Source organism: Maribacter dokdonensis DSW-8, from assembly GCF_001447995.1.
In the GTDB taxonomy this organism is placed as follows: domain Bacteria; phylum Bacteroidota; class Bacteroidia; order Flavobacteriales; family Flavobacteriaceae; genus Maribacter; species Maribacter dokdonensis.
The window spans coordinates 2,189,163-2,209,272 of the sequence record NZ_LDPE01000001.1; the positions used below are offsets into that span (position 1 = coordinate 2,189,163).

A 20,110-nucleotide genomic window follows, 5' to 3' on the forward strand; every position below is an offset into this window, starting at 1 on the left:
TTGAATTATAATGAAATTTGATATTTGTTAAATATAGTAACTAGCCCAAAGACTTAAAGTTAAGAAAACGTAACCATGTTGAATAGTGTATCACACCAAAATTTGCCTCTGCGTAGTAGGAATAAAGAAGTAATCATGCTGACTTTGCATGATAGTAGAAAATGAATTGGAAGTTTGCTTTACTAATCGGCAACCTATCTTATAAGCCATTTGTGGGAAATACTTCCAATTTCCCTCAAACCCGAACATAGAATAACGATACATAATGTTCAGCTAAAAGCTTGAAATCTCCAACACACAAAGTTGTATATTAGGACATGACAAATGAAATCAAAAAAAATGAAAAAACAAGCGTTTTCATTTTTTTTACGACAATTAACATTTTTTTCAATTTTCATACTAAAAATAATTACCAACTTTACGATAACTGATTAATTTTCAAATTTTTACAAACACACAACACCAATGAAAAAAATTAATTTAAAACTGATTTCTGCAAGTATTTTACTGCTTTTGACTTCAAGCTTGGTTGTATACGGGCAAATTCCGACCGGAATTTACACTGACACCGTACAAAACAACGGATCAAAAACAGTGCATCAAGTAAAAATAAACGGTGACTATTTTATCTATAACCAGTATGAAGTTGACCCTGCAAAATTCATTAAGACTGTAGGAGGATTTTTTAAAATAGAGAACACCTCACCTCAAAATACCTTAGTAGTCCAATTGGAGTTTAACTCAGACTACGAAAAAGATGCCTTAAAACAACTTACCATACCTTTTAAAATGGATGGTGAAAAACTGCAACTGCACTGGAACCAAAAGTTAGCATTAGAGCCCAATACCCCAGCTGCCCAAGATTTAGATGGCGCTTGGCTCTTTGCCACTAGAGGACCAGATAAAGGTCAAGAAAGACGCGGCGAAGAAAATTCTAGAAAAACATTGAAGTTATTAATTGACAATACATTTCAATGGATAGCGTATGACACTGAATCTTTTAGGTTTTCTGGTACAGGTGGTGGTAGCTACACCGCATTAGATGGTATATACACAGAACATATTGAATTCTTCTCAAAAGATGATACCAGAGTTGGGGCACAATTGAATTTTAATTATAACATAAAAGGAAAAGATTGGCACCACACGGGTAAGAACAGTAAAGGTGAACCTATGTATGAAATATGGAGCAAAAGATAAATAACCAGAATTTTAACCCAAACAAAGCACATTAATTTGTTGATAATTAGCACGTTCAATACTTAAAACTTAAAAAAACACTACCGTTTATCGAAAATAACATTAGATGACCATTACCCTTTCTTAGTTTTAATAGTTTAGCAGAAAATTCCTACTCATGTCTAACTACATTAACCTTTTCGGATTTTTTGCTATTTGTTTGATAATTGCCTTTTTATGGGTATTCTTTTTTACCGAAAACAAAAATTGAACCCGAAGGGTTTAATGGTTATGACCAATATTTATGGCATAAAAAAGCCGATTTCAACAATCGGCTTTTTCAAACTAACTCAAACTAAGAACGTATCCCTTTATTAGGGCGCTGCAAAATTAGGGATCATTGTTTTCTACAAGGTCATTTGTACGTAAACATACTGTTATGAAATTGATACAACAATCAAAAAAGCCTTACATTTAATTTTCACGTTTAATATTTCTTATATCTTTTTGTGTCCAAAAAATATATTCTAATATTTTGATTATTAATTTAATATAAATATTAATAAGATGAGGAAACTATTAACGATACTACTATTTTTCGTCCTCCAGGTTTCCCTTGCGCAGAATTCCGTGAACACTAAAAGTTATCATGAAAGCTTTAAGGAGTTAATTTTTAAGAATCCGGATTCAGCTTTGTATTACATTAAAAAATTAAAGCTTGAAAAAGATGTAACAAATTCATTCTTTTCATCTTATTATTATCATCAGAATCTAGGTCAATATTACTTCTTCACAGCTAAATTAGATTCATCTGAATGGCATTATAAGAAAGCTTATGATATCAGTATATTGAAAGGAATCGACTCTTTAATTATTGACAGTAATATTTGGTTGGCAAACCATGAATACTTTAAAGGTGAATCAAAAAATTCAATTTTGAGATATGAGAACATACTTGAACATTCAAAAAAAGCCAATTATTTAGAAGGCATAGCCTCCGCCTACTCCAGGTTCGCAGGTGTTGAACCTGACTTGAACAAAAAAATGAATCTTTATTTAAAAATAGATTCTCTTTATACAAATAACAACACCCAGTCTTCCTTGTTAGCTCGTGTTAAAGGATATATTGCAGAAATTTATTTAGACGCAAAAGGAAACAATGATTTAGCCAAGAACTATATAGAACAATGTTTTACCATATCAAAAGAAGTTGATTATCCACCAGGTGAGTATGAAGCCAATAGACTTTTAATTAAACTTGCCGTACAAGAAAATAATTTTAATGAAGCCATTCAATTATATAAACACCTATTAAATCAGGGTAACAAAATTGGAGACCCCACGGCAATTTCTGTTTCTACAATAGGTCTTGCCAAAATGTATTTCAAAAAAAAGGAGTTTGACAAAACAGAAAAATACCTGACCAACGTAGGATATTTAATAGAGAAACCAGAAGCTTCCACTTTAGCAGGAATAGTTCACTTGCATTGGGCAGAACTTTTTATTGCACTCAATGAACCTAAGAAAGCTTTGTTCCATTTAGAAAAAGCCCGAATGTATCCCGATGTTACTGATCTTTTAGGTTTTAAGAAGGAACTAAATAGGGTAGAAATTAATTATTATGATTTAGTGAGTGATTATGCAAACGCATACCAGACTAAACTAGCTTACGACGAACAAGTCAAGTATCTCAATCAGCAAGAAAACGCCAACGGTTTTATATTAAATCAACAATTACGCTTTAAGGAGCAACAACAACAAGAAGTAGCCCTTTTAAAAGCACAGTACGAACTGACCGATACGTTACAAAAAGCACATCGTAATTTTCTATTCGGAATCATAGCCTTTACTTCTTTAATTGCCCTGTTAATCTTTGTTCTATATCGTAACAGAATAAAAGTGAATAACAAATTAAAAGAAGTTGACGCCTTAAAAACCGAATTCTTTACGAATATATCTCATGAATTTAGAACTCCTTTAACTTTAATCTCGGCACCAATTCAAGAAGCACTGACCAATGCAAAACTCAGCAATGATCAAAGAAAGCATTTAGAGATTGCTCAAAAAAGTACAGTAAGACTATCTTCTTTAGTAGATCAACTACTAGAATTATCTAAAATTGATAGCGGCAATAGAAAATTACGTGTACAACAAGGGTATGCCACCCAACTGATTGCAGCTTGGAGCGAGTCTTTTTCATTTCTTGCCTTGCAGAAGAATATAGATTTTAATCTTCAAATTTCAGATACCGATAAACTGTGTTGGTTTGACCATAGTGCTGTAGAGAACATCGCCATAAATTTATTGAGTAATGCCATAAAATATACGCCAGAGAGAGGTACCATTCTTCTTAATACGAAAATTGTTCAAAACCATTTGAATATTTCAATAAAGAATACCGGTAATGGCATTTCAACTAGCCAGATGAAAACCATTTTCAATAGGTTTTATCAGACAAGTGACCATAACGAAGGTGTAGGTATTGGTTTATCACTTGTAAAAGAACTTACTGAACTACATAGTGGCAAAATAAACGTGAGTAGCGATAAACTAAACTGGACACTTTTCAATGTATCACTATGTATAGATAAGAAAAAGCTTAAGAATATTGAGGTTATTAAAAGTATTGAGCCTAGAAATTCAAAAATTACTACAACTACTGAATCTACAACTACTCAAGAAGAAATTTTAACTAAGAAAAATCTCCCCCTTTTACTTATAGTGGAGGACAATAAAAATGTAAGAACCTTACTTCATAGTATCTTTAAAAACATATATAGTGTAATACAGGCATCTGATGGTGAAGAAGGTATTCAAATAGCACTTAATAAAATACCCGATATCATTATTTCAGACTTGATGATGCCTAAAAAAGATGGTCTAGAGCTTACAAAAACCTTAAAGAATGATGAACGTACCAGTCATATTCCCATTATACTTTTAACGGCAAAAGCTGGTGACGATCATGAATTAACGGGTATAGAATTTGGTGCGGATGATTATATTACAAAACCATTTAGTCAAAAAATACTAGAGCGTAAAACCGCTTCTTTGGTAGCGCTTAGAAAAAAGTTACAATTAAGGTACAGTCAAGAAATAATTCTTAGACCAAAAGAAATTGCGATATCGTCTGTAGATGAAAAATTCTTGAACAAACTTCAAAAAATTCTTGATAACAAACTCATAGACCCCGCCTTTAACGCAGCTGATTTTAGTACTGCCATTCACATGAGCAGAATGCAACTCCACAGAAAATTAAAAGCACTTACAGGTCTCGCCACTACAGAATTCATACGTTCTCAACGTTTAAAACTAGCTACACAAATGCTAAAAAAACCTGGTATAAATATATCAGAAGTCGGTTATAGCGTTGGTTTCAACAATCACGCATATTTCAGCAAATGCTTTAAAGAAGTATATCATTGCACTCCCTCGGAATATATTTCTTCGCACAACATCAAAACACAATAACAGACTATATACCAATTGGTTACATATTACATAGTAATTGTTACATACAATGTAGCACCATTAAAACACCTGCATTAATTTCATATTCAATAAAACTCGTGTATTTCAAAATGCAAAGTCAAACTGACTATGAAGAAAGACGATAATAATCTTAGAGGCTCAATTTACAGTTTACCTGAAAAGCAGATTTACTTGAATATTAACCATTTAAAAGAAGGGCTTTACGTATTAAAGATTATTCATAACAATAAGGTGATCAAAAAAATATCGTTCCAAAAAAAGATTGATGTTAACCTTTTCTAAAATCGTGTCATTAAAAGACAAACGACAAAAAAAGAACATCATGAGAACATGTAAACTAATAGCGATTTTGTTTGTATTCAGTGTAACTACCAATGCTAACGCACAATTTTTAAAAAAACTTAAAGAACGTGCCCAGGAAGCTGCAGCACAAACTATAGAGAGAAAAGTAGCTGAAAAAACAGAGCGTGAAACAGAAAAATCTTTCGACACCATCTTTAATAATAAAGGTAGAATATTTAAAAGTAAAAAAACTGAAAAACTTGAGATTTATACATTTAGTCACGAGTATGTAATGGAAATTGAGAGTGATGGAAGCACGACCGACATCACCTACTATTTAACCAATGAAGATGAATATATAGGCAGCTCTTTTAATATGAAAGATGCTTCTGAATTCGTAACCGTAATGGATTTACCCAATGAGGCTATACACACTTTCATGAATATGGGCGGACAGCGAACAACAAATTCCGTGAAATTAGATCTAGAAGATGCGCCAGAACTGAATATGGACAGTAATGATTATTCGGTATCTAACACAGGCCAAACCAAAGATATTATAGGATATGAGTGTGATGAATATCAAGTTACCGGTCCACAAATATCTGGTACTGTTTGGATAACACAAGATGCAGATATTTCATTTCATACCGCATACTCAAGTTTACGAACAAAGAAATTTAAAAACATAAAAAAAGGAATTGACCCATCATGGTTAAGTATAATAGACGGTTTGGTACTTGAAATGGATATGATCGATTATTCGCAGAAAAATGCGAAGCCAGTTCATATGATCTGTACACAACTGATAGAGAAAGACTTTAGCATTAACACTTTAGATTATGAAAAATTATTTTAAAACATTCAGCATGAGACACAAATTAGCTCTTTTTTTTATTTCACTTTTAATTGCCTGTAACGACACCCCTAAAAAACAAGATACAAGCGAACCAAATACCAAACAGGTTATATCAGAAAAAGAAGAAAGCAGTTCAAATACCTCAGGCGATTACAGTTCTCTATATAATAATGACAATTGTGATATGAGTATCGCCGAATTGGCAGAAGTGCTCAAAGTACCGGAATCAAACCTTAATATACTGGACAAAATCGGTGAAAACAAGTGTTCTTTTGATTTGAAAGGGTTTGGCACAAATACTTTAGATGGTGACTCAAGAATAACATGGAGGTCTACACCTAGTTCAAAAAAACAGAACAAAAAAGAAATTGCCAGTTATTTGGAACGTAAAGAAGCTGGGTTAAAGATTATGGGAATGGATATAGAGATGGCAGAAACGGGCGATTCTTATATAGCACAACAACCCGCTCATGGAAGAATAATCATTTACAATGAAAATTATGATCAGGCATTATTAATGCACTATGGAATTAAAAGTGCAAATACAGACCGCACCAAAGAGCAACATGAAGAGCTACGCCTTAAAATGACCGATTTGGCGAACTATTTATTGCAAAAACATAGAAAATAATACGGTTATGAGAACTATACTAATTTTAATTCTACTTGCATTTAGTAACTTAAGTAATGCCCAATTAACAGACTTCTTCGGCAAAACTATTGTACATGAAATAAAACTTAACAAGTTAGATGACGGTACTTACGCTGGTGCCATGGAATGGACTACAGGTGGTGCAGATTCTTTACAAAGATTTATCATTAACGGTTTAGATGTTAAAACACCTGTTATGGTAAGGATAATCTCAAAAGCTCCAGACCATAATATTGACTTAAGTTTTCATAAAGAGAGTTGGGAAAAAGTTGAATCGAAAGTTTCTACCAATGGGGAGAAATTTGTCGATAAAGTTTTTAGAACTATGAACACTGCTGGTATTGGAGTAAGTTCTGAGGTTGCAGAAATACCATATTTAATTACTGTAAAGACTGGCTTACAATTTCCGTCAACACAATCCTTAATACGTTTTACCGATGATATTGAAGAGTACAATCAATATGTACAAACACTAGGGGTATCTGGTAACATAATTTCCCTTGAGTCTCAAAAAGATTCAGAAGCTCCCGAAATCTCATTAATAAACAAAGTAGATAAAGAGAACAATTTAATGTACATCATTATTGGGCTTTTAATAGCCATTATCATTTTATTCGTTTTGTTCATTTTTAAAAAACAAAAAACAAAAAAACTGTCCATTATAACTATTGGCATATGCTCTTTTGCAAACACCTATGCTCAATCTAGTCAACCAAGACCAATTCCTATATCTGATAAAGAGCCAGCGGTATTTATAGAGTATAGGTCAGAGAATGTAAGCAATCAAGTGCCTATTAATTATACAAGTCCAAATCACCGTCCTGCAGAAGACCGCACAGTACATTTAGAAGGGGATGATGGAACAACTCACGTAGTTAGACTAGAACCTAATCAAGGTTCCTTAGAATTATCAGGTGACGCCGCTGCCGCTGTTGAAAGAAGAATAAGAGAGGCAGATGAGCAGTTTAACGAAGATTATGGCGCTAATTCGCCTGGTGAACCAACAGAAAGTGATGCTAGAATATTACCTGATGATTTAATTCACGAAGAATTGGCAAGACTAAGAAACCAAGTTCGAAGATTACAAGCACAGGTAGATCTATTATCACAACAAGATCAACATCAAGAAGATGAAGGTGAAGATGAGGAACCCCCGATACTTGTATACTGTGAGGTTAAACAAGATTGCAAGAATTGTGCAATGAAGCCATTTAATAGATTTAGAAAAAGACATACCTATTTTATGCAATTACAGCGTTTTTATTATAGAAAACGATCAGATCTTAATGCTGCAATTACTAGTGCTGATGCACTAGCCTCTGTTCCGGGCGCAGGCCTTGGATGGTCAAATATTAAATTATACCAAGTTCGACCAGCTATGGAAAAATTAAAATTAGAATACGACAAAAAATTTAATCAATACATAAGTGATATGACCCTAGATATTCATGCTATCGAAGGTTGCCTAGCAACACATTCGCAGACTACAAGTCTATTTAAAACTCAGGCTACACTTATGTTAGCCAATATGCGAACTTCAAGAATTACTTTTTAATTGAAATGATATGAAAAAAATAATTCTATTTATCACAGTAGCTGTATTCATTGCATCCTGCAGCGAAAATCCTAAAAATAAAATTTCAGATGAAAATTTAGAAATTGAATCTGACGAAAGTGGTGATAAAACACAACTTTCATCAGATGAATTTGAAAAGTCAATGGAGCAATTAGGGGGACTCTTTAGTATAGACAGTGAGGATGAAAGCTCTAATAGTGAATTGCCAGAAGTAGAAGCACTGGAAAAACTACTACAAATGAGCGGCATGGAAGACCAAGGTACTAAGAAGGCATTTCAAGATTTGTTAACTAAAGATGTCTCTTCATCAGGTATGTTTTCAACCGAAGCAATTATCTCACTTTTAGAGCAAAGTGGCGTTTCTCGTACTGAACTGCAAAAACTCATCAATAATCCAGACAGTCTTCAAGCCTTGGTGCAAGAAGTAGAAGCAAAAAGGAAGCTAGAAAAACAAAATGAACCAAAACCAAAAGCGAGAATCAATAAAGAACAACTAACTTCAAAAAATACCCCTACTGGAGTTTCTTTGGAAGAGGCCATATTAATCGTTCAAGCTGAATCAGGACCAGAGGCAACAATGGCAAAACTTAAAACAATCGATTCATTGGCGGGCACCAATGTTATGGAAAAATTGGATTTGACCGAAGCGGAATATGTCATGAGAGATATAGAGCGAAAACACGAAACTCCGCCCACCGCGAAGGAAGAAGAGGAAATGGAGTTGCTTAACAAGCTATCAGGGCAACTACATAGTGACAAAGAAGCGAAACAATTGCTGATAGATCTTAAAAAGACTGAAAGTGAAATTGCTTCCGGTAGTCTTAAAGCAAGTCCTGCATATCAGCGGACCATAGAAGGCAAAGCAAAAATCGTTCAGATTTATAAGAATGATCTAGAAAGAAAGGCAAAAGCCGCAAAACACAAATTTCAAAAACTGAACCCGGACCTTTATTTTGGGGAGGAGTCGGAAGCAACTTATTTGGGCCATAGGAGAAAGGCCGTATATCTGCCCCTGGGCAAACTCTCGTTTGCAGATGCCGTTGTAAAAGCAAATCATCCCTTGTTAAAAACACAAGAAGTGAAAAATGTACTGGGCGAACCAGATGTATGGCAAGGTTTTGACATGGAAGATATTACGGGAATTCATAGCCTTGGACTGGGTGGTACCATTACTGTACAATTTACAGATAATGCATTGACCGATGTCAATGGACCTGACCTTTATATTTTTGAAATCGGTCAGATTGAACCTACCGATTTGGAAATATCCAAAGATGGAAAAAATTGGATTCATGTAGGTAAAATTGATGGCGGTGTTGCCGAAGTAGATATTTCATCCTTTGTAAAACATGGCGAACTATTTTACTATGTACGCCTAACCGATTTAAAAATGGAAAGTGGTCTGCCAGGTGCTGATGTTGATGCCATTGCTGCAATTGGAGCAGCTATGCGCCTTAATCTCGACAGTAAAGTACTATTTGAGACCGGAAAATCTATCTTAAAACCAGAAGGAATAGTTGCTTTGAAAGAATTGGCACATAACATCGCCGTGCTTAAGAAAGGGAATGTAATTGTAGAGGGCCATACCGATGATGTGGGCAGTGCAGAAAGCAATCAAAGACTTTCTTTGGAAAGAGCCAAAAGTGTTTCTAACGAACTAAAAAAAATGATTTCAGGAAGTAGTTTTCGTTGGAAAGAAATGGGATTAGGCGAATCCAAGCCTTTGGTTGAAAATGATACAGAAGAAAATAGATCAAAAAACAGACGCGTGGAAGTTTTAGTATTACCGAATTAATTGCTCAAGCACTTTCGAAGGAAAAGAAATTCTATTTGCTAATCTTAACTTTTGTTATTGGAGCAAATCAGGCAAATTCCCAATCAATACTAATAATTTGATAGGCGCTTGAGAATTATTGGAAATATCTTCTAAGGTTAAACAGAACAATATATTACTTAGCCTTAACTGTAGATATATGAGCTACAATGATAATTATATACACATTCTACCATTTATAACTTAAAGAAAATATCAAAGCCAAGAATCTATATAAGTGATTATTGTAGAAGATAAAAATATAAGCAACCGCTCATTTAAGTCAAGAATATGGAACATTATATACCAGACATGAATGGTATTTGATGGCTTTAAAGGCCGTTGTAAAAGAAAACTTAATCAAAAAAACTGATAATTTTTTAATAAGAATTTTCTATAGCAATAAATTCTTCCTAATAAAAAACTTGTAATACGTTAACCAACTAATTGGAAAGTCTATAACTTTTTCGAATTTCTAGCAAACTTGTATGAATAAAATACTTCCATTTTTATTAACTGTTATATGGGTAGGCATCTGTGCCTGTTCATACTCCCAATCTACCCAAGAAGCTTTGTTAGGTAAATGGCAATTAGTAAGTAGCAGTGGAGGCATTACTGGAAAAGGGTTCCCCATAAAAAAGAATGCTATAATAGAGTTTACTGCAGACTATCAATACTTAAGTTTTGAGCAAGATTCCTTAGAACAAAAATCCACATATTATCTTACAAAATCTCTTTCAAAATATCGCAAAAAAGATAGTTTAAACATCTTACTAATAGGGTACGGAGATTTTAAGAAATACGAATTGTATATAACTAAAACCAGATTGATATTACGCGAACCATATACCGATGGTTTCACTCGTGTTTATATTCGAGAACTCAAAAAGAAATGAAACTTTCCTTTGTACATATTTTTAAAAGTTAATTAGATATGACCTTAATTATCTATAAATAAAGTTTAAAAAAGACAATTAAATCTGTTAACCTTTTCATATTTCAAACATAAAAGGGAAATAATAATTAATAATCATTTAAACAAAAAATTATGAAAACAATTTTAAGTGTAATTGCAATCGTTAATATGGTCGTTTCATTACAGGCCAATGATGTAAAAATTCATCATAAATATGTGAAAGAAAATACAGCGATAAAAACAATGAATCCTGTAAATATTTCAAGCATAATAGATGATGTATTGAGTAAGAAGGGTTCGTACAATATGACCGGTTCTTTAACTATTTTAGATACTTCCAAATCTGGAAACGAAGTTCAAGCCCTAGATCTTTCATTTCGTAATAGTCCTGTTATTGCTTATAAAGGACGAGATTATATTCAGGCAAATCCTCAGGCCCTCAGAAATGATAACAATAGAAAAAACGAGGTTCGTGTATATGTACACCACGATACTAAGGGTAACGTGAACACCAAAAACGTAAAACTAAATTGGAAAAGTGGGTCAACAGGCGAAATTGTCGGTATTTTAAATAACGTTTCGGTATTATACCAAAAAAATAGCATTCTAATTACGGGTTCTTTCCAGAAAAACGGCTATATCGTAGGTGTAAGTCTTGCCATATCTAAAGTAGCCTAAAATTAAATAAGGACTTAGCATTCAATTATTTAATTGAAGTTTACAATTTAATCCGTGTACGGTATTTATGAAAAAAAATTGTTACATTCTTTACAGCACGTGTTACATATGTAGTAGGTCTTAAAAGCTAAACAATATATTTTTGATAATACCTTACCCTCGTTAAAAACTGAATGCTAAGCCTTTAAATAAAACTTTAAATTTACTACATCATGAAATCAAAACTATTATTAATTATAATGTGCAGTGTGGTTTTGTGCGCCTGCGATAAAGATTTTACAGGAACCATTACAAACAAAGAGAAAATAGAACTAACCAGCGAAAATTTTATTTATGAAGGTGACCTAGAAAAATATTATATAAATAATGAAATTCAACTTATAGATACTAAGTTAGAGAAAGCCACAGAAGAAGAAGCTGAAGAATTACTAATTGTAAAAGATGAATTGAAACAACGTTATGCCCAAATCTTGAGTTTTGATGAAGTAACAAAAAGATGGCCAATACCTTGTGACATGCCAAATGGTAAATGCGTTCCAGTAAGGTTTGAATACTTTATATTCAGCAGTAAATTTTCTCAAATAAAATGTACCATAAGTAGCATTAATGGAGAAGTATTAACAACTATAGACAAATTGACCCCATTACCGGGGGAACCACATTTACAATATTTGGAAATCAATGCCAAGGGTTTTGGTGATCAAATTAATATTCAAATTGAAAAAACTGATGAATTTGGAGATACTTTAAACTATGAACAAAGCTTAGGTTTTTTAAAGATTTAGTATTTTAATGTAATGGCTCCAAAATTCAAGAAGCCCTATGCCTGTGTTGAAGAAAATATTTTACCTAATTTGCTTTTGTCCCATTTGTTTGTGGTCACAACAATTAACACTTTCAAAAATAGATTCGTTAAATGAAAAAGCAGAACAGTTCTATTATTCCGAAAAAGATTCTGCCTACTTCTATTTTGACCAGGTCAAAGAAATTGCAAAAATGATTAATAGCGACTCTATACTTATAGAGTCGCTATTTAATTCTACGGGAGTTTCTAGTTATCATTACGATTTAATTAGAATGAGCGCCAATCTTAACCAACTAGATTCTCTAATTTCCGGTACAACTATTTTAAATACAGACAACTCAAATATCCTGTTGTATTACAAAGGTGATTATCATCTAAAATTATTAGAATACTCCCAATCACGAGAAGCCTTTGAAAAGATTATTAAGAACAATAATTCATTAACTACAAAAAGTGAAACCATTACAAGTTTAGCCTCTGCTGCTTATAGCTTCCTCGGCAAACTTTATATGATAGAGGGTAAATATGACGAAGCCAAGTCAGTATACAGAAAAAACATAAGAGATATCCAAAAATCAGAAAACATTGATTTAGAAGCGTTAACAGGTAATTATAATTTGCTTGCAGAAGTATTAATAAAAGAAAAAAAATATAAAGAAGCGAACACCTATTTGCTTAAGGCATATGCTTATAACAAAAAAGAAGAAAATATTAATTCTGCGATTTCTAATGCATTTCATATTGCCGAAAACTATGGTTATCAATTACAAAAAGATAGTGCCCTTTTATTTTTAAATGATTCTAAAAAATTATTTGAAAACAAACCTATATTTCAGGTAAAATACCATTTAAAAAAAGCAATTATCCATAAAAATAATTGGGAATATGAAATTGCCATAATTGAAATTGATTCAGCTATAAATAGTATCAAACAAAATTTTGAAAAACAAAAAAACGCTGACTTAGAAATTGCTTACAATGAAAAAGGGCTGCTTCAAAACCTATTGGGTTTTCACGAAAAGGCATTAATAAATTTCGATTTAGCACTTCAAACATCCTTAGATAAAAAGGATAAGGATCCAAACGCCCTAAAACTATTTAAAAACAAGGCTACGACTTTAAATTTAAACAGAGATATTGAATCTTACTTAAAGGCAACTGCGGTGGCAAAACAGGCAACAATTTTTCTTAATCATATAAAACCAAGTTTTAAAAATTCTACCGATAAATTATTTTTAATAGAAAATGCTTATCCAATTTTCGAAACCGGAATAGCATCATCTCAAAACTTATATAATTCATCTAACGATGATATCTATATAGATGAAGCTTTTCAATTCTCTGAAAATAGTAAATCCGTCTTATTGCTAGAAGCTCTATTATCTTCCAAAGCCACAGAGTTTGCTAAAATTCCAAAAGAAATATTGTTACGAGAAACTCAATTAAAAGCAGAAATTACACATATTGAAAAAGAAATCGCCGTTTCAGAAAATTTAGAAGAAGGAATAGAAGACCAGCTATTTAGCCTTAGGCAAGAACTTCGTAATATGGTAGTAGATATAGAAACCAATTACCCGGCATACTACAACTTAAAGTACAACAATAAAATACTAACATTACCAGAAGTACAAAATAACCTAACAAAGAATGAACTCTTCATTTCCTACTTCTATGGTAACCAAAATATTTATACAATTGCTATTTCTAAGAATGATAAGTACTTTCATAGTATCAAAATCACGGATGAACTTGAAAATCATATTAGTGAACTTCATGCAATGCTCTCGAATTCTAAATCAAACCTAGATTCACTTTCCAAACTGAGCCATAAACTGTATCAAAAACTATTAAGTCCAATTTTAGAATTACATCCACAAGAAAAAATCATACTTGCCCCAGATGGCTTGTTAAACTATATCCCTTTTGGCAGTCTGGTTTCCAATGAGACAGAGCATCGCTACTTGATAGAAGATAGAACCATCAGTTATGTGAACTCAGCTACATTATGGTCTCAATTAAATAACAAAGAGCAAAACAGTGCTAACCTACTAGCATTTGCGCCTAGTTTCGATACTAATATACCTTCAGACGGCACTCGTTCTCAAGTATTGGGCAATTTACCGCACAACAGAAACGAAGTTCAGCAGATATTGACATCTTTTACCGGTAAGTCCTTTATCAATGACCAAGCTACACTTCAAAATTTCACTGCTACATTGCCGGATTATTCGGTCTTACATTTGGCAACACATGCTGTTTTTGATGATAAAAATCCCGAATATTCTTATTTAGCCTTTACTCCAAAATCAGAATCTGACGACTTGCTTTTTGTAAAAGACCTATATAATTTAACCTTAAATGCCAGTCTCGTTACCTTAAGTGGGTGCGAAAGTGGCATTGGTGAACTTAAACGTGGCGAAGGTTTTTTAAGCCTTGCCAGAGGTTTTTTCTACAGTGGCGCAGCAAGCATATCAAGTACATTATGGAAAGTGAACGACAATTCATCTTCGGAGCTTATGGGAGAGTTTTATGAGAATTTAGCTAATGGAAAACCAAAAGATACATCATTAAGGGAAGCTAAACTATCCTTCTTACAAAAGAACAAAGAGAACGGACTTGCACACCCCTACTATTGGTCAGGTTATATCATTCAAGGAAACACCGAGCCCTTAATTACCTCTCCGCATTGGCAATGGTATGTGTTTGCTGTAATAGCGGTTCTTCTTATTTTCTTGAACAGAAAAAGACTAGTTCAACTTTTCAAGTAATTCTGTTGCTTCATTCTTCTTATATGTTCCCATTTTTATAAGTTGCTCCAATAATTTTTCAGCTTCTTCTTCCTGTTCTAATTTTAGGTTCGCGAGCGCTGCATACCAATAGCCCTCATCTTTATACTCGCTATTTATTAATATAATTTCTTGGAATTTATCTGTGGCTTTTAAATAATCTCCCTTGGCAAGATAAGCTTGACCTAAATAAAAATCTACATAATCTAGTCTGGTCTTTTCCTTTAACTCAGTGAGGTAGGCAATAGCAGTTTCAAAATCATCAGTTTCGTAAGCTTCAAAGGCTAAGCGCTCCAATGACTTATCAGTAGCATCGCCACGTGTAATTGTATATACCGTATTAGGGTATTTCTCATAATTGGAAGCATACAATTCTTCTGTTCCATGAAACATATAAGAATTAAATACAAACCAACTTAAACCTATTAATAAGGCAATACTAGCAGCTATTCTTAATGGTTTCCAGAAATTTTGTTGATTCTGGCTAGGTGCACCGCTTAATTCAGATTCAAAACCTTGTAGCTTTTTCTTAAGACTGTCATTTTCAATTTTTCGTACAACAGATTTTACATTCTTTTCAAATTCAAACTGCATTTTAAATTCTGCATCACTTTCTAAAAACTGGTTGAAATTGACCTTCTCATCTGCGGTCAATGAACCTTCAAAATATTTTAATAATAATTGTTCTTTATCCATCATAATTTGGGGGCATTTTTAATGGCTTCCTTTAATGTTTTTAAACATCTGGATTTCTGACTTTTTACCACATTTTCACTGTTATAATTACCTTCGGTCATAATTTCTTTGATGTTATACTGTTGGTAATAGAATAGCTTTAATATTTTTTGACATTTTTCTCCTAAAGCATCAAAGTACTTTTTTAATAATTTTTGTTCAGTTGACAAAGCATAATTGTCAATATCAAAAGCTTCGATTTCGTCATCTATTTCTTCTACGTTGTTCAATAATAATTCATTGTTCGTATGCTTATTTCTGTTTCGTAATCGCTCCATAATCTTATACTTACCTATACTAATTAGATACGTACTTAAAGAGCTTTTTAAAATCGTTAATTTTCCATTCTGAATATTCTCATACAGTGCAACATACGCATCTTGGTAAGCATCTAAAACCTCTTCATCTGCCAGGGAATACCTTCTTGCAAAATTCAAGAATAATTCACGATTCTCTTCATATACCTTTTTAAAAGCAGATTCAGAACCTTCTTTAAGTGCTTGTAATAAAGTTTCATCTGAATGATTTTCCATTTAATGCATTTACGGATAAATAGTTAACACTTAAAAGTAAAGAATTAAAGTGAATGTTAACCTTTTCTTGCTATTAGCATGAATAGTTGCAACCAAAAACTAAATCAAAATGAAAATAGTAACCTTCTTATTTATATGTACAGCATCAATTATCATGAATGCGCAACTAGTACTTGATGATTTTACCACTGGTGAAATCAACCATTTGACATTTACCGATATGAATGAAAATAGAAAACTACAAACAGGCAATCACATCATAGGTCAGCACCGGCAGGTTTTTGCAAAGCTCAATCAAAACCCTTTTGAACACAACATGCAATTAAGTATAAAAAAAGGGCTACTCGTCATGAGCTACGGTTATGACACCAGGGGTACAACTTATTTAAATTACGGAGTCAATAAAAATGGAAATGCGCCACTAAATATAGATGCCAGCAAATACAAGTCTTTAAAAGTAGAATTTGAGGCTAAAAGTACGGTAAACGGTATAAACTTGAATCTTTTTACAAATACCACTTATGCTGCATACGGCAAACATGTACCGGCTCGCGAAGGAAAGTTCGTCTTTACCATTCCGTTTTCAGAAATAAAGCCAACCGGCGATGATTTTACATTTTCCGATATTGATTTTATAAGGTTACAATTCGATTCAAGAAGTAAAACCGGTTGTAACATGGCAATATCAAAAATTTGGTTCGAATAAATATTTAATAAACTATAAAAACAGAAATTATGAAAAATTACAAGAAAACCATTTTATTAGGGGTATTCGCATTAACAGTATGTTCTTTCAAAGTTACCAAGGCAGCAGACAACCCAGAAGTAATGAAATCATCTGTTACTTGCGAAAATTTAGCGTACGACAATGCCGTTTTTGAACGGTTAGTGTCCAAAATAAATGAGGGATACATTTTTAACGCGCATATAAGCTCATCAACAGTTAAAAAAGATGGTAACGTAGAATTACCCTTTACAACATTTGGCTCAGGACCTTTAAACTTGAAAAAAGGAGATATCGTAACAGTTGATAATGTAAAAACCGCTTTTAATGACCGAAACAATTTTCAAAGTAAAAAGACTGTTGAAAGCTTATCGATTACATCTTCTGGAAGCAATGTGAAAGTAAAAATGAACTTTCATACCTGGAGTCAGAACGTAGAACTTTCTAATGTAAAAATCACAAAAGAAAGGTTTGGATACTTTATCACCGGATCACAGTCAAATAGTACCAAAACAGTATATTATACTATTACCATTTCTCACAGAGGAAAACTTATTTAATATTTAATTTGCCTAGTATATATCAAAAACCGAGGTAGTTCTCTCGGTTTTTTTATGCTTTAAAACTTAATAAACTTTGTCAATTTTTATATCAACTTCACATTAAAAACAACTTAAAACAACACAAATCTTCCTTTTCTTAAATTCTTTGCTATTTTAGTTATAACCAAGAGAATAATAACGGGTATGGGTTTGTCTCCTAAATCAAAGAGAAGATTACAACGTATTTTACCATTTGGTGTAATATGGTGCGTAATTGGTCTTTTTGTTTTATTTATTCAAGAAGCAGCTACCGGCAATAAAAACATAAACCCAAATGCAGCAATTACACTAACTCCTAAGGTATTTGTATTTGCTATGACCTCGGTTACGCTAATTGGTTTGTTGATGGGAACTATAGAAGTACTTTGGTTAGGTAATTTGTTCAACAATAAAAGCTTTTACAAGAAAATACTTTACAAACTAAGTTTGTATTCATTTCTACTGCTGATTACCATTATAATTGTATATCCAATAGCCGCTTCTATAGAATTGGGCTTACCAGTATTTCATCAATTGGTATTACAAAAGTTATCTAATTTTTTAATAAGCCTAGACTTTTTAAGTACCATGGTTTCCATTGCAGTAAGCCTATTTGCAGGACTCTTCTATTCGGAAATTAGTCAGAATGTGGGTGATGCCGTACTCAAGAACTTTTTTACCGGAAAATACCACAAGCCCATTCAAGAAAAGCGCATATTTCTTTTTTGCGATATGAAGTCGTCTACCACCATTGCAGAACATTTGGGGCATATTGAATATTTTAAAATGCTTAAAGCGTACTATGCAGATTTTACCAATGCCATAATCAATCATTCTGGTTCGGTTTATCAATACGTAGGCGATGAAATCATCATCTCTTGGAAGTATGAGGAAGGAATAAAAAACAACAACTGGATCAATTGCTTTTTAGCCATGAAACAAGACTTGCATAATAAGGCGGAATGGTACAACAACAATTTTGGTGTAGCGCCCACTTTTAAATCTGGCTTTCACGTTGGCGAAGTAACAACCGGCGAAATAGGTACGCTAAAAAAAGAAATTATATTTACCGGTGATGTTTTAAATACAACCGCAAGAATTCAAGGGCTCTGTAACACTTATAACGTTGACATTTTAATCTCTGAAAAGCTCATTAAAGAACTAAAACCAGAGGAAAGCTTGAAAATTATGTCACAAGGTATCGCCGAATTAAAGGGTAAGGAGGAAAAAATGGAACTTTTTACTTTAGTCTAAATTACCTATCTCAATTAAAGAAACATTTTATGAATATCCCTGATAAAAACACCCTATTTCCATTAGAAAACTATAAGAGATTGTGTTTTCTAAAAAACATTATTAAAAACCCGAATATTATTGTAGGTGATTATACCTATTATGATGATTTTGAAGACGTAGCCAATTTTGAAAAAAATGTAAAATATCATTTTGATTTTGTTGGCGATAAACTAATCATTGGAAAGTTCTGCATGATTGCTTCAAATGTCACCTTTATTATGAACGGAGCCAATCATTTAAGCAATTCCATTTCAGCTTACCCATTTGCTATTTTTGGAAAGGATTGGCAACATGCCATGGATGGAAAAAACTACCCTACCAAAGGTAATACCGTAATAGGCAATGATGTGTGGATCGGCTACAACGCCACCATTATGCCCGGAGTAAATATTGGTGATGGGGCCATAATTGCAAGTAATGCAACCGTAACAAAAGATGTACTGCCATACTCCATTGTTGGCGGAAATCCTGCCAAGCTTATTAAGAAGCGATTCTCGGATAAAGAAATTGCTAACCTTTTAGAATTGAAATGGTGGAACTGGCCTATAGAGCAGATTACCGCAAATGTGCATCATCTTACAGGTGAAAATTTAGAAGAGCTAAATTAATTACTCGTAAACCTCAACAACCATTTCTATCTCTACAGCCATACCAACAGGTAAAGATACCATACCAACCGCGGCACGCGCATGTTTGCCATTTTCACCAAAAACTTCGACCATTAAATCTGAAAAACCATTGATTACTTTAGAATGATCTGTAAAATCCGGAGAAGCATTCACCATACCGTGTGCACTAACTATTCGTTTTACTTTGTTCAGGTTGCCCAGTTCGGCTTTTAAAACGGAAAGTTGATTAATACCCGCTTCTCTTGCCGCTTGGTAGCCCTGCTCTACGGTTAAACTATCGCCCAATTTACCTATCATGTACTCACCATTAGCTTGTTTTGGTCCTTTACCGGCTAAAAACAATAAATTTCCAGCTCTTACAACGTGTTGGTAGTTTGCAATGGGAACACCCTGATCTCTAAGTTCTATACCTAAACTATCTAACTTGGCTTCTGGGTTATAATTAGAATTTGCTGTTTCTTGAATTAATTCTTCCCGTTGTTGAGTTTCTTTGGTTTTATCTGCACAACTGATCAACAAAAAAGTTAGAACGATATATATAAAATGTTTCATTACAGGTCAGTTTATTTGAAAT

17 protein-coding genes are annotated in these 20,110 nt (G+C 33.1%); 14 read left to right on the forward strand and 3 right to left on the reverse strand.

What is annotated here, in order from left to right:
• Positions 1 to 465: 465 nt before the first annotated feature.
• The 10 genes from I600_RS09490 (at position 466) to I600_RS09535 (ending at position 15,020) form a co-directional block, all read left to right on the forward strand.
• Positions 466 to 1,200 (forward strand): hypothetical protein, encoded by a 735-nt coding sequence (locus tag I600_RS09490; protein WP_058104188.1) that lies wholly within the window; start codon positions 466 to 468, stop codon positions 1,198 to 1,200.
• A 546-nt stretch (positions 1,201 to 1,746) separates the two neighbouring features.
• Positions 1,747 to 4,650, forward strand: coding sequence for a response regulator (locus I600_RS09495; protein WP_082642922.1), 2,904 nt, complete (start codon positions 1,747 to 1,749; stop codon positions 4,648 to 4,650).
• A 343-nt stretch (positions 4,651 to 4,993) separates the two neighbouring features.
• A complete protein-coding gene (locus I600_RS09500; RefSeq protein ID WP_058104190.1) occupies positions 4,994 to 5,812 on the forward strand; it encodes a DUF4412 domain-containing protein in 819 nt (272 codons plus the stop codon).
• A 10-nt stretch (positions 5,813 to 5,822) separates the two neighbouring features.
• Complete coding sequence (locus I600_RS09505) at positions 5,823 to 6,443, forward strand: hypothetical protein (protein ID WP_157490862.1); 621 nt, start codon at positions 5,823 to 5,825, stop codon at positions 6,441 to 6,443.
• Between the two features lie 7 nt (positions 6,444 to 6,450).
• Positions 6,451 to 8,019, forward strand: coding sequence for a hypothetical protein (locus I600_RS09510; RefSeq protein ID WP_058104192.1), 1,569 nt, complete (start codon positions 6,451 to 6,453; stop codon positions 8,017 to 8,019).
• A 10-nt stretch (positions 8,020 to 8,029) separates the two neighbouring features.
• Positions 8,030 to 9,835 carry an OmpA family protein gene (locus tag I600_RS09515; protein ID WP_058104193.1) on the forward strand — a complete coding sequence of 602 codons (1,806 nt, stop codon included), beginning with the start codon at positions 8,030 to 8,032 and terminating at the stop codon, positions 9,833 to 9,835.
• A 506-nt stretch (positions 9,836 to 10,341) separates the two neighbouring features.
• The gene (locus tag I600_RS09520) at positions 10,342 to 10,749 is read left to right on the forward strand and encodes a hypothetical protein (RefSeq protein ID WP_058104194.1); all 408 of its coding nucleotides are present in this window, start codon (positions 10,342 to 10,344) and stop codon (positions 10,747 to 10,749) included.
• Positions 10,750 to 10,901: 152 nt separating this feature from the next.
• Positions 10,902 to 11,447 carry a hypothetical protein gene (locus I600_RS09525; protein WP_058104195.1) on the forward strand — a complete coding sequence of 182 codons (546 nt, stop codon included), beginning with the start codon at positions 10,902 to 10,904 and terminating at the stop codon, positions 11,445 to 11,447.
• A gap of 212 nt (positions 11,448 to 11,659) precedes the next feature.
• Positions 11,660 to 12,232: a hypothetical protein gene (locus I600_RS09530; protein WP_058104196.1), complete on the forward strand. Its 573-nt coding sequence runs from the start codon at positions 11,660 to 11,662 to the stop codon at positions 12,230 to 12,232.
• An 88-nt stretch (positions 12,233 to 12,320) separates the two neighbouring features.
• Positions 12,321 to 15,020, forward strand: coding sequence for a CHAT domain-containing protein (locus I600_RS09535; RefSeq protein WP_058104197.1), 2,700 nt, complete (start codon positions 12,321 to 12,323; stop codon positions 15,018 to 15,020).
• On the opposite strand, the gene I600_RS09540 is transcribed toward I600_RS09535, so the two are convergent.
• Both I600_RS09540 and I600_RS09545 read right to left on the reverse strand, forming a co-directional pair.
• Entirely contained in the window at positions 15,000 to 15,737 is a 738-nt protein-coding gene (locus I600_RS09540; protein WP_058104198.1) for a tetratricopeptide repeat protein, read from the reverse strand. The genes I600_RS09535 and I600_RS09540 overlap by 21 nt on opposite strands.
• The gene (locus I600_RS09545) at positions 15,734 to 16,306 is read right to left on the reverse strand and encodes an RNA polymerase sigma factor (RefSeq protein ID WP_058104199.1); all 573 of its coding nucleotides are present in this window, start codon (positions 16,304 to 16,306) and stop codon (positions 15,734 to 15,736) included. The genes I600_RS09540 and I600_RS09545 overlap by 4 nt, the downstream gene beginning before the upstream one ends.
• 109 nt (positions 16,307 to 16,415) lie before the next feature.
• Between I600_RS09545 and I600_RS09550 the strand changes: the two genes are divergently transcribed.
• The 4 genes from I600_RS09550 to I600_RS09565 all read left to right on the forward strand — a co-directional run bounded on the left by I600_RS09550 (position 16,416) and on the right by I600_RS09565 (position 19,515).
• Positions 16,416 to 17,012 carry a hypothetical protein gene (locus I600_RS09550; RefSeq protein ID WP_157490863.1) on the forward strand — a complete coding sequence of 199 codons (597 nt, stop codon included), beginning with the start codon at positions 16,416 to 16,418 and terminating at the stop codon, positions 17,010 to 17,012.
• 29 nt (positions 17,013 to 17,041) lie between these two features.
• Entirely contained in the window at positions 17,042 to 17,590 is a 549-nt protein-coding gene (locus I600_RS09555; RefSeq protein ID WP_058104201.1) for a hypothetical protein, read from the forward strand.
• Positions 17,591 to 17,776: 186 nt separating this feature from the next.
• Positions 17,777 to 18,865: an adenylate/guanylate cyclase domain-containing protein gene (locus tag I600_RS09560; protein WP_058104202.1), complete on the forward strand. Its 1,089-nt coding sequence runs from the start codon at positions 17,777 to 17,779 to the stop codon at positions 18,863 to 18,865.
• Between the two features lie 29 nt (positions 18,866 to 18,894).
• Complete coding sequence (locus I600_RS09565) at positions 18,895 to 19,515, forward strand: CatB-related O-acetyltransferase (RefSeq protein ID WP_058104203.1); 621 nt, start codon at positions 18,895 to 18,897, stop codon at positions 19,513 to 19,515.
• Here I600_RS09565 and I600_RS09570 read toward each other — a convergent pair whose 3' ends face one another.
• Positions 19,516 to 20,088 carry a RidA family protein gene (locus I600_RS09570; RefSeq protein WP_058104204.1) on the reverse strand — a complete coding sequence of 191 codons (573 nt, stop codon included), beginning with the start codon at positions 20,086 to 20,088 and terminating at the stop codon, positions 19,516 to 19,518.
• Between the last annotated feature and the right edge of the window lie 22 nt (positions 20,089 to 20,110).

Coding starts and splice junctions, on each gene's coding strand:
- I600_RS09490 (WP_058104188.1), top strand. CDS start 466: ATGAAAAAAATTAATTTAAAACTGATTTCTGCAAGTATTTTACTGCTT.
- I600_RS09495 (WP_082642922.1), top strand. CDS start 1,747: ATGAGGAAACTATTAACGATACTACTATTTTTCGTCCTCCAGGTTTCC.
- I600_RS09500 (WP_058104190.1), top strand. CDS start 4,994: ATGAGAACATGTAAACTAATAGCGATTTTGTTTGTATTCAGTGTAACT.
- I600_RS09505 (WP_157490862.1), top strand. CDS start 5,823: ATGAGACACAAATTAGCTCTTTTTTTTATTTCACTTTTAATTGCCTGT.
- I600_RS09510 (WP_058104192.1), top strand. CDS start 6,451: ATGAGAACTATACTAATTTTAATTCTACTTGCATTTAGTAACTTAAGT.
- I600_RS09515 (WP_058104193.1), top strand. CDS start 8,030: ATGAAAAAAATAATTCTATTTATCACAGTAGCTGTATTCATTGCATCC.
- I600_RS09520 (WP_058104194.1), top strand. CDS start 10,342: ATGAATAAAATACTTCCATTTTTATTAACTGTTATATGGGTAGGCATC.
- I600_RS09525 (WP_058104195.1), top strand. CDS start 10,902: ATGAAAACAATTTTAAGTGTAATTGCAATCGTTAATATGGTCGTTTCA.
- I600_RS09530 (WP_058104196.1), top strand. CDS start 11,660: ATGAAATCAAAACTATTATTAATTATAATGTGCAGTGTGGTTTTGTGC.
- I600_RS09540 (WP_058104198.1), bottom strand. CDS start 15,737: ATGATGGATAAAGAACAATTATTATTAAAATATTTTGAAGGTTCATTG.
- I600_RS09545 (WP_058104199.1), bottom strand. CDS start 16,306: ATGGAAAATCATTCAGATGAAACTTTATTACAAGCACTTAAAGAAGGT.
- I600_RS09550 (WP_157490863.1), top strand. CDS start 16,416: ATGAAAATAGTAACCTTCTTATTTATATGTACAGCATCAATTATCATG.
- I600_RS09555 (WP_058104201.1), top strand. CDS start 17,042: ATGAAAAATTACAAGAAAACCATTTTATTAGGGGTATTCGCATTAACA.
- I600_RS09560 (WP_058104202.1), top strand. CDS start 17,777: ATGGGTTTGTCTCCTAAATCAAAGAGAAGATTACAACGTATTTTACCA.
- I600_RS09565 (WP_058104203.1), top strand. CDS start 18,895: ATGAATATCCCTGATAAAAACACCCTATTTCCATTAGAAAACTATAAG.
- I600_RS09570 (WP_058104204.1), bottom strand. CDS start 20,088: ATGAAACATTTTATATATATCGTTCTAACTTTTTTGTTGATCAGTTGT.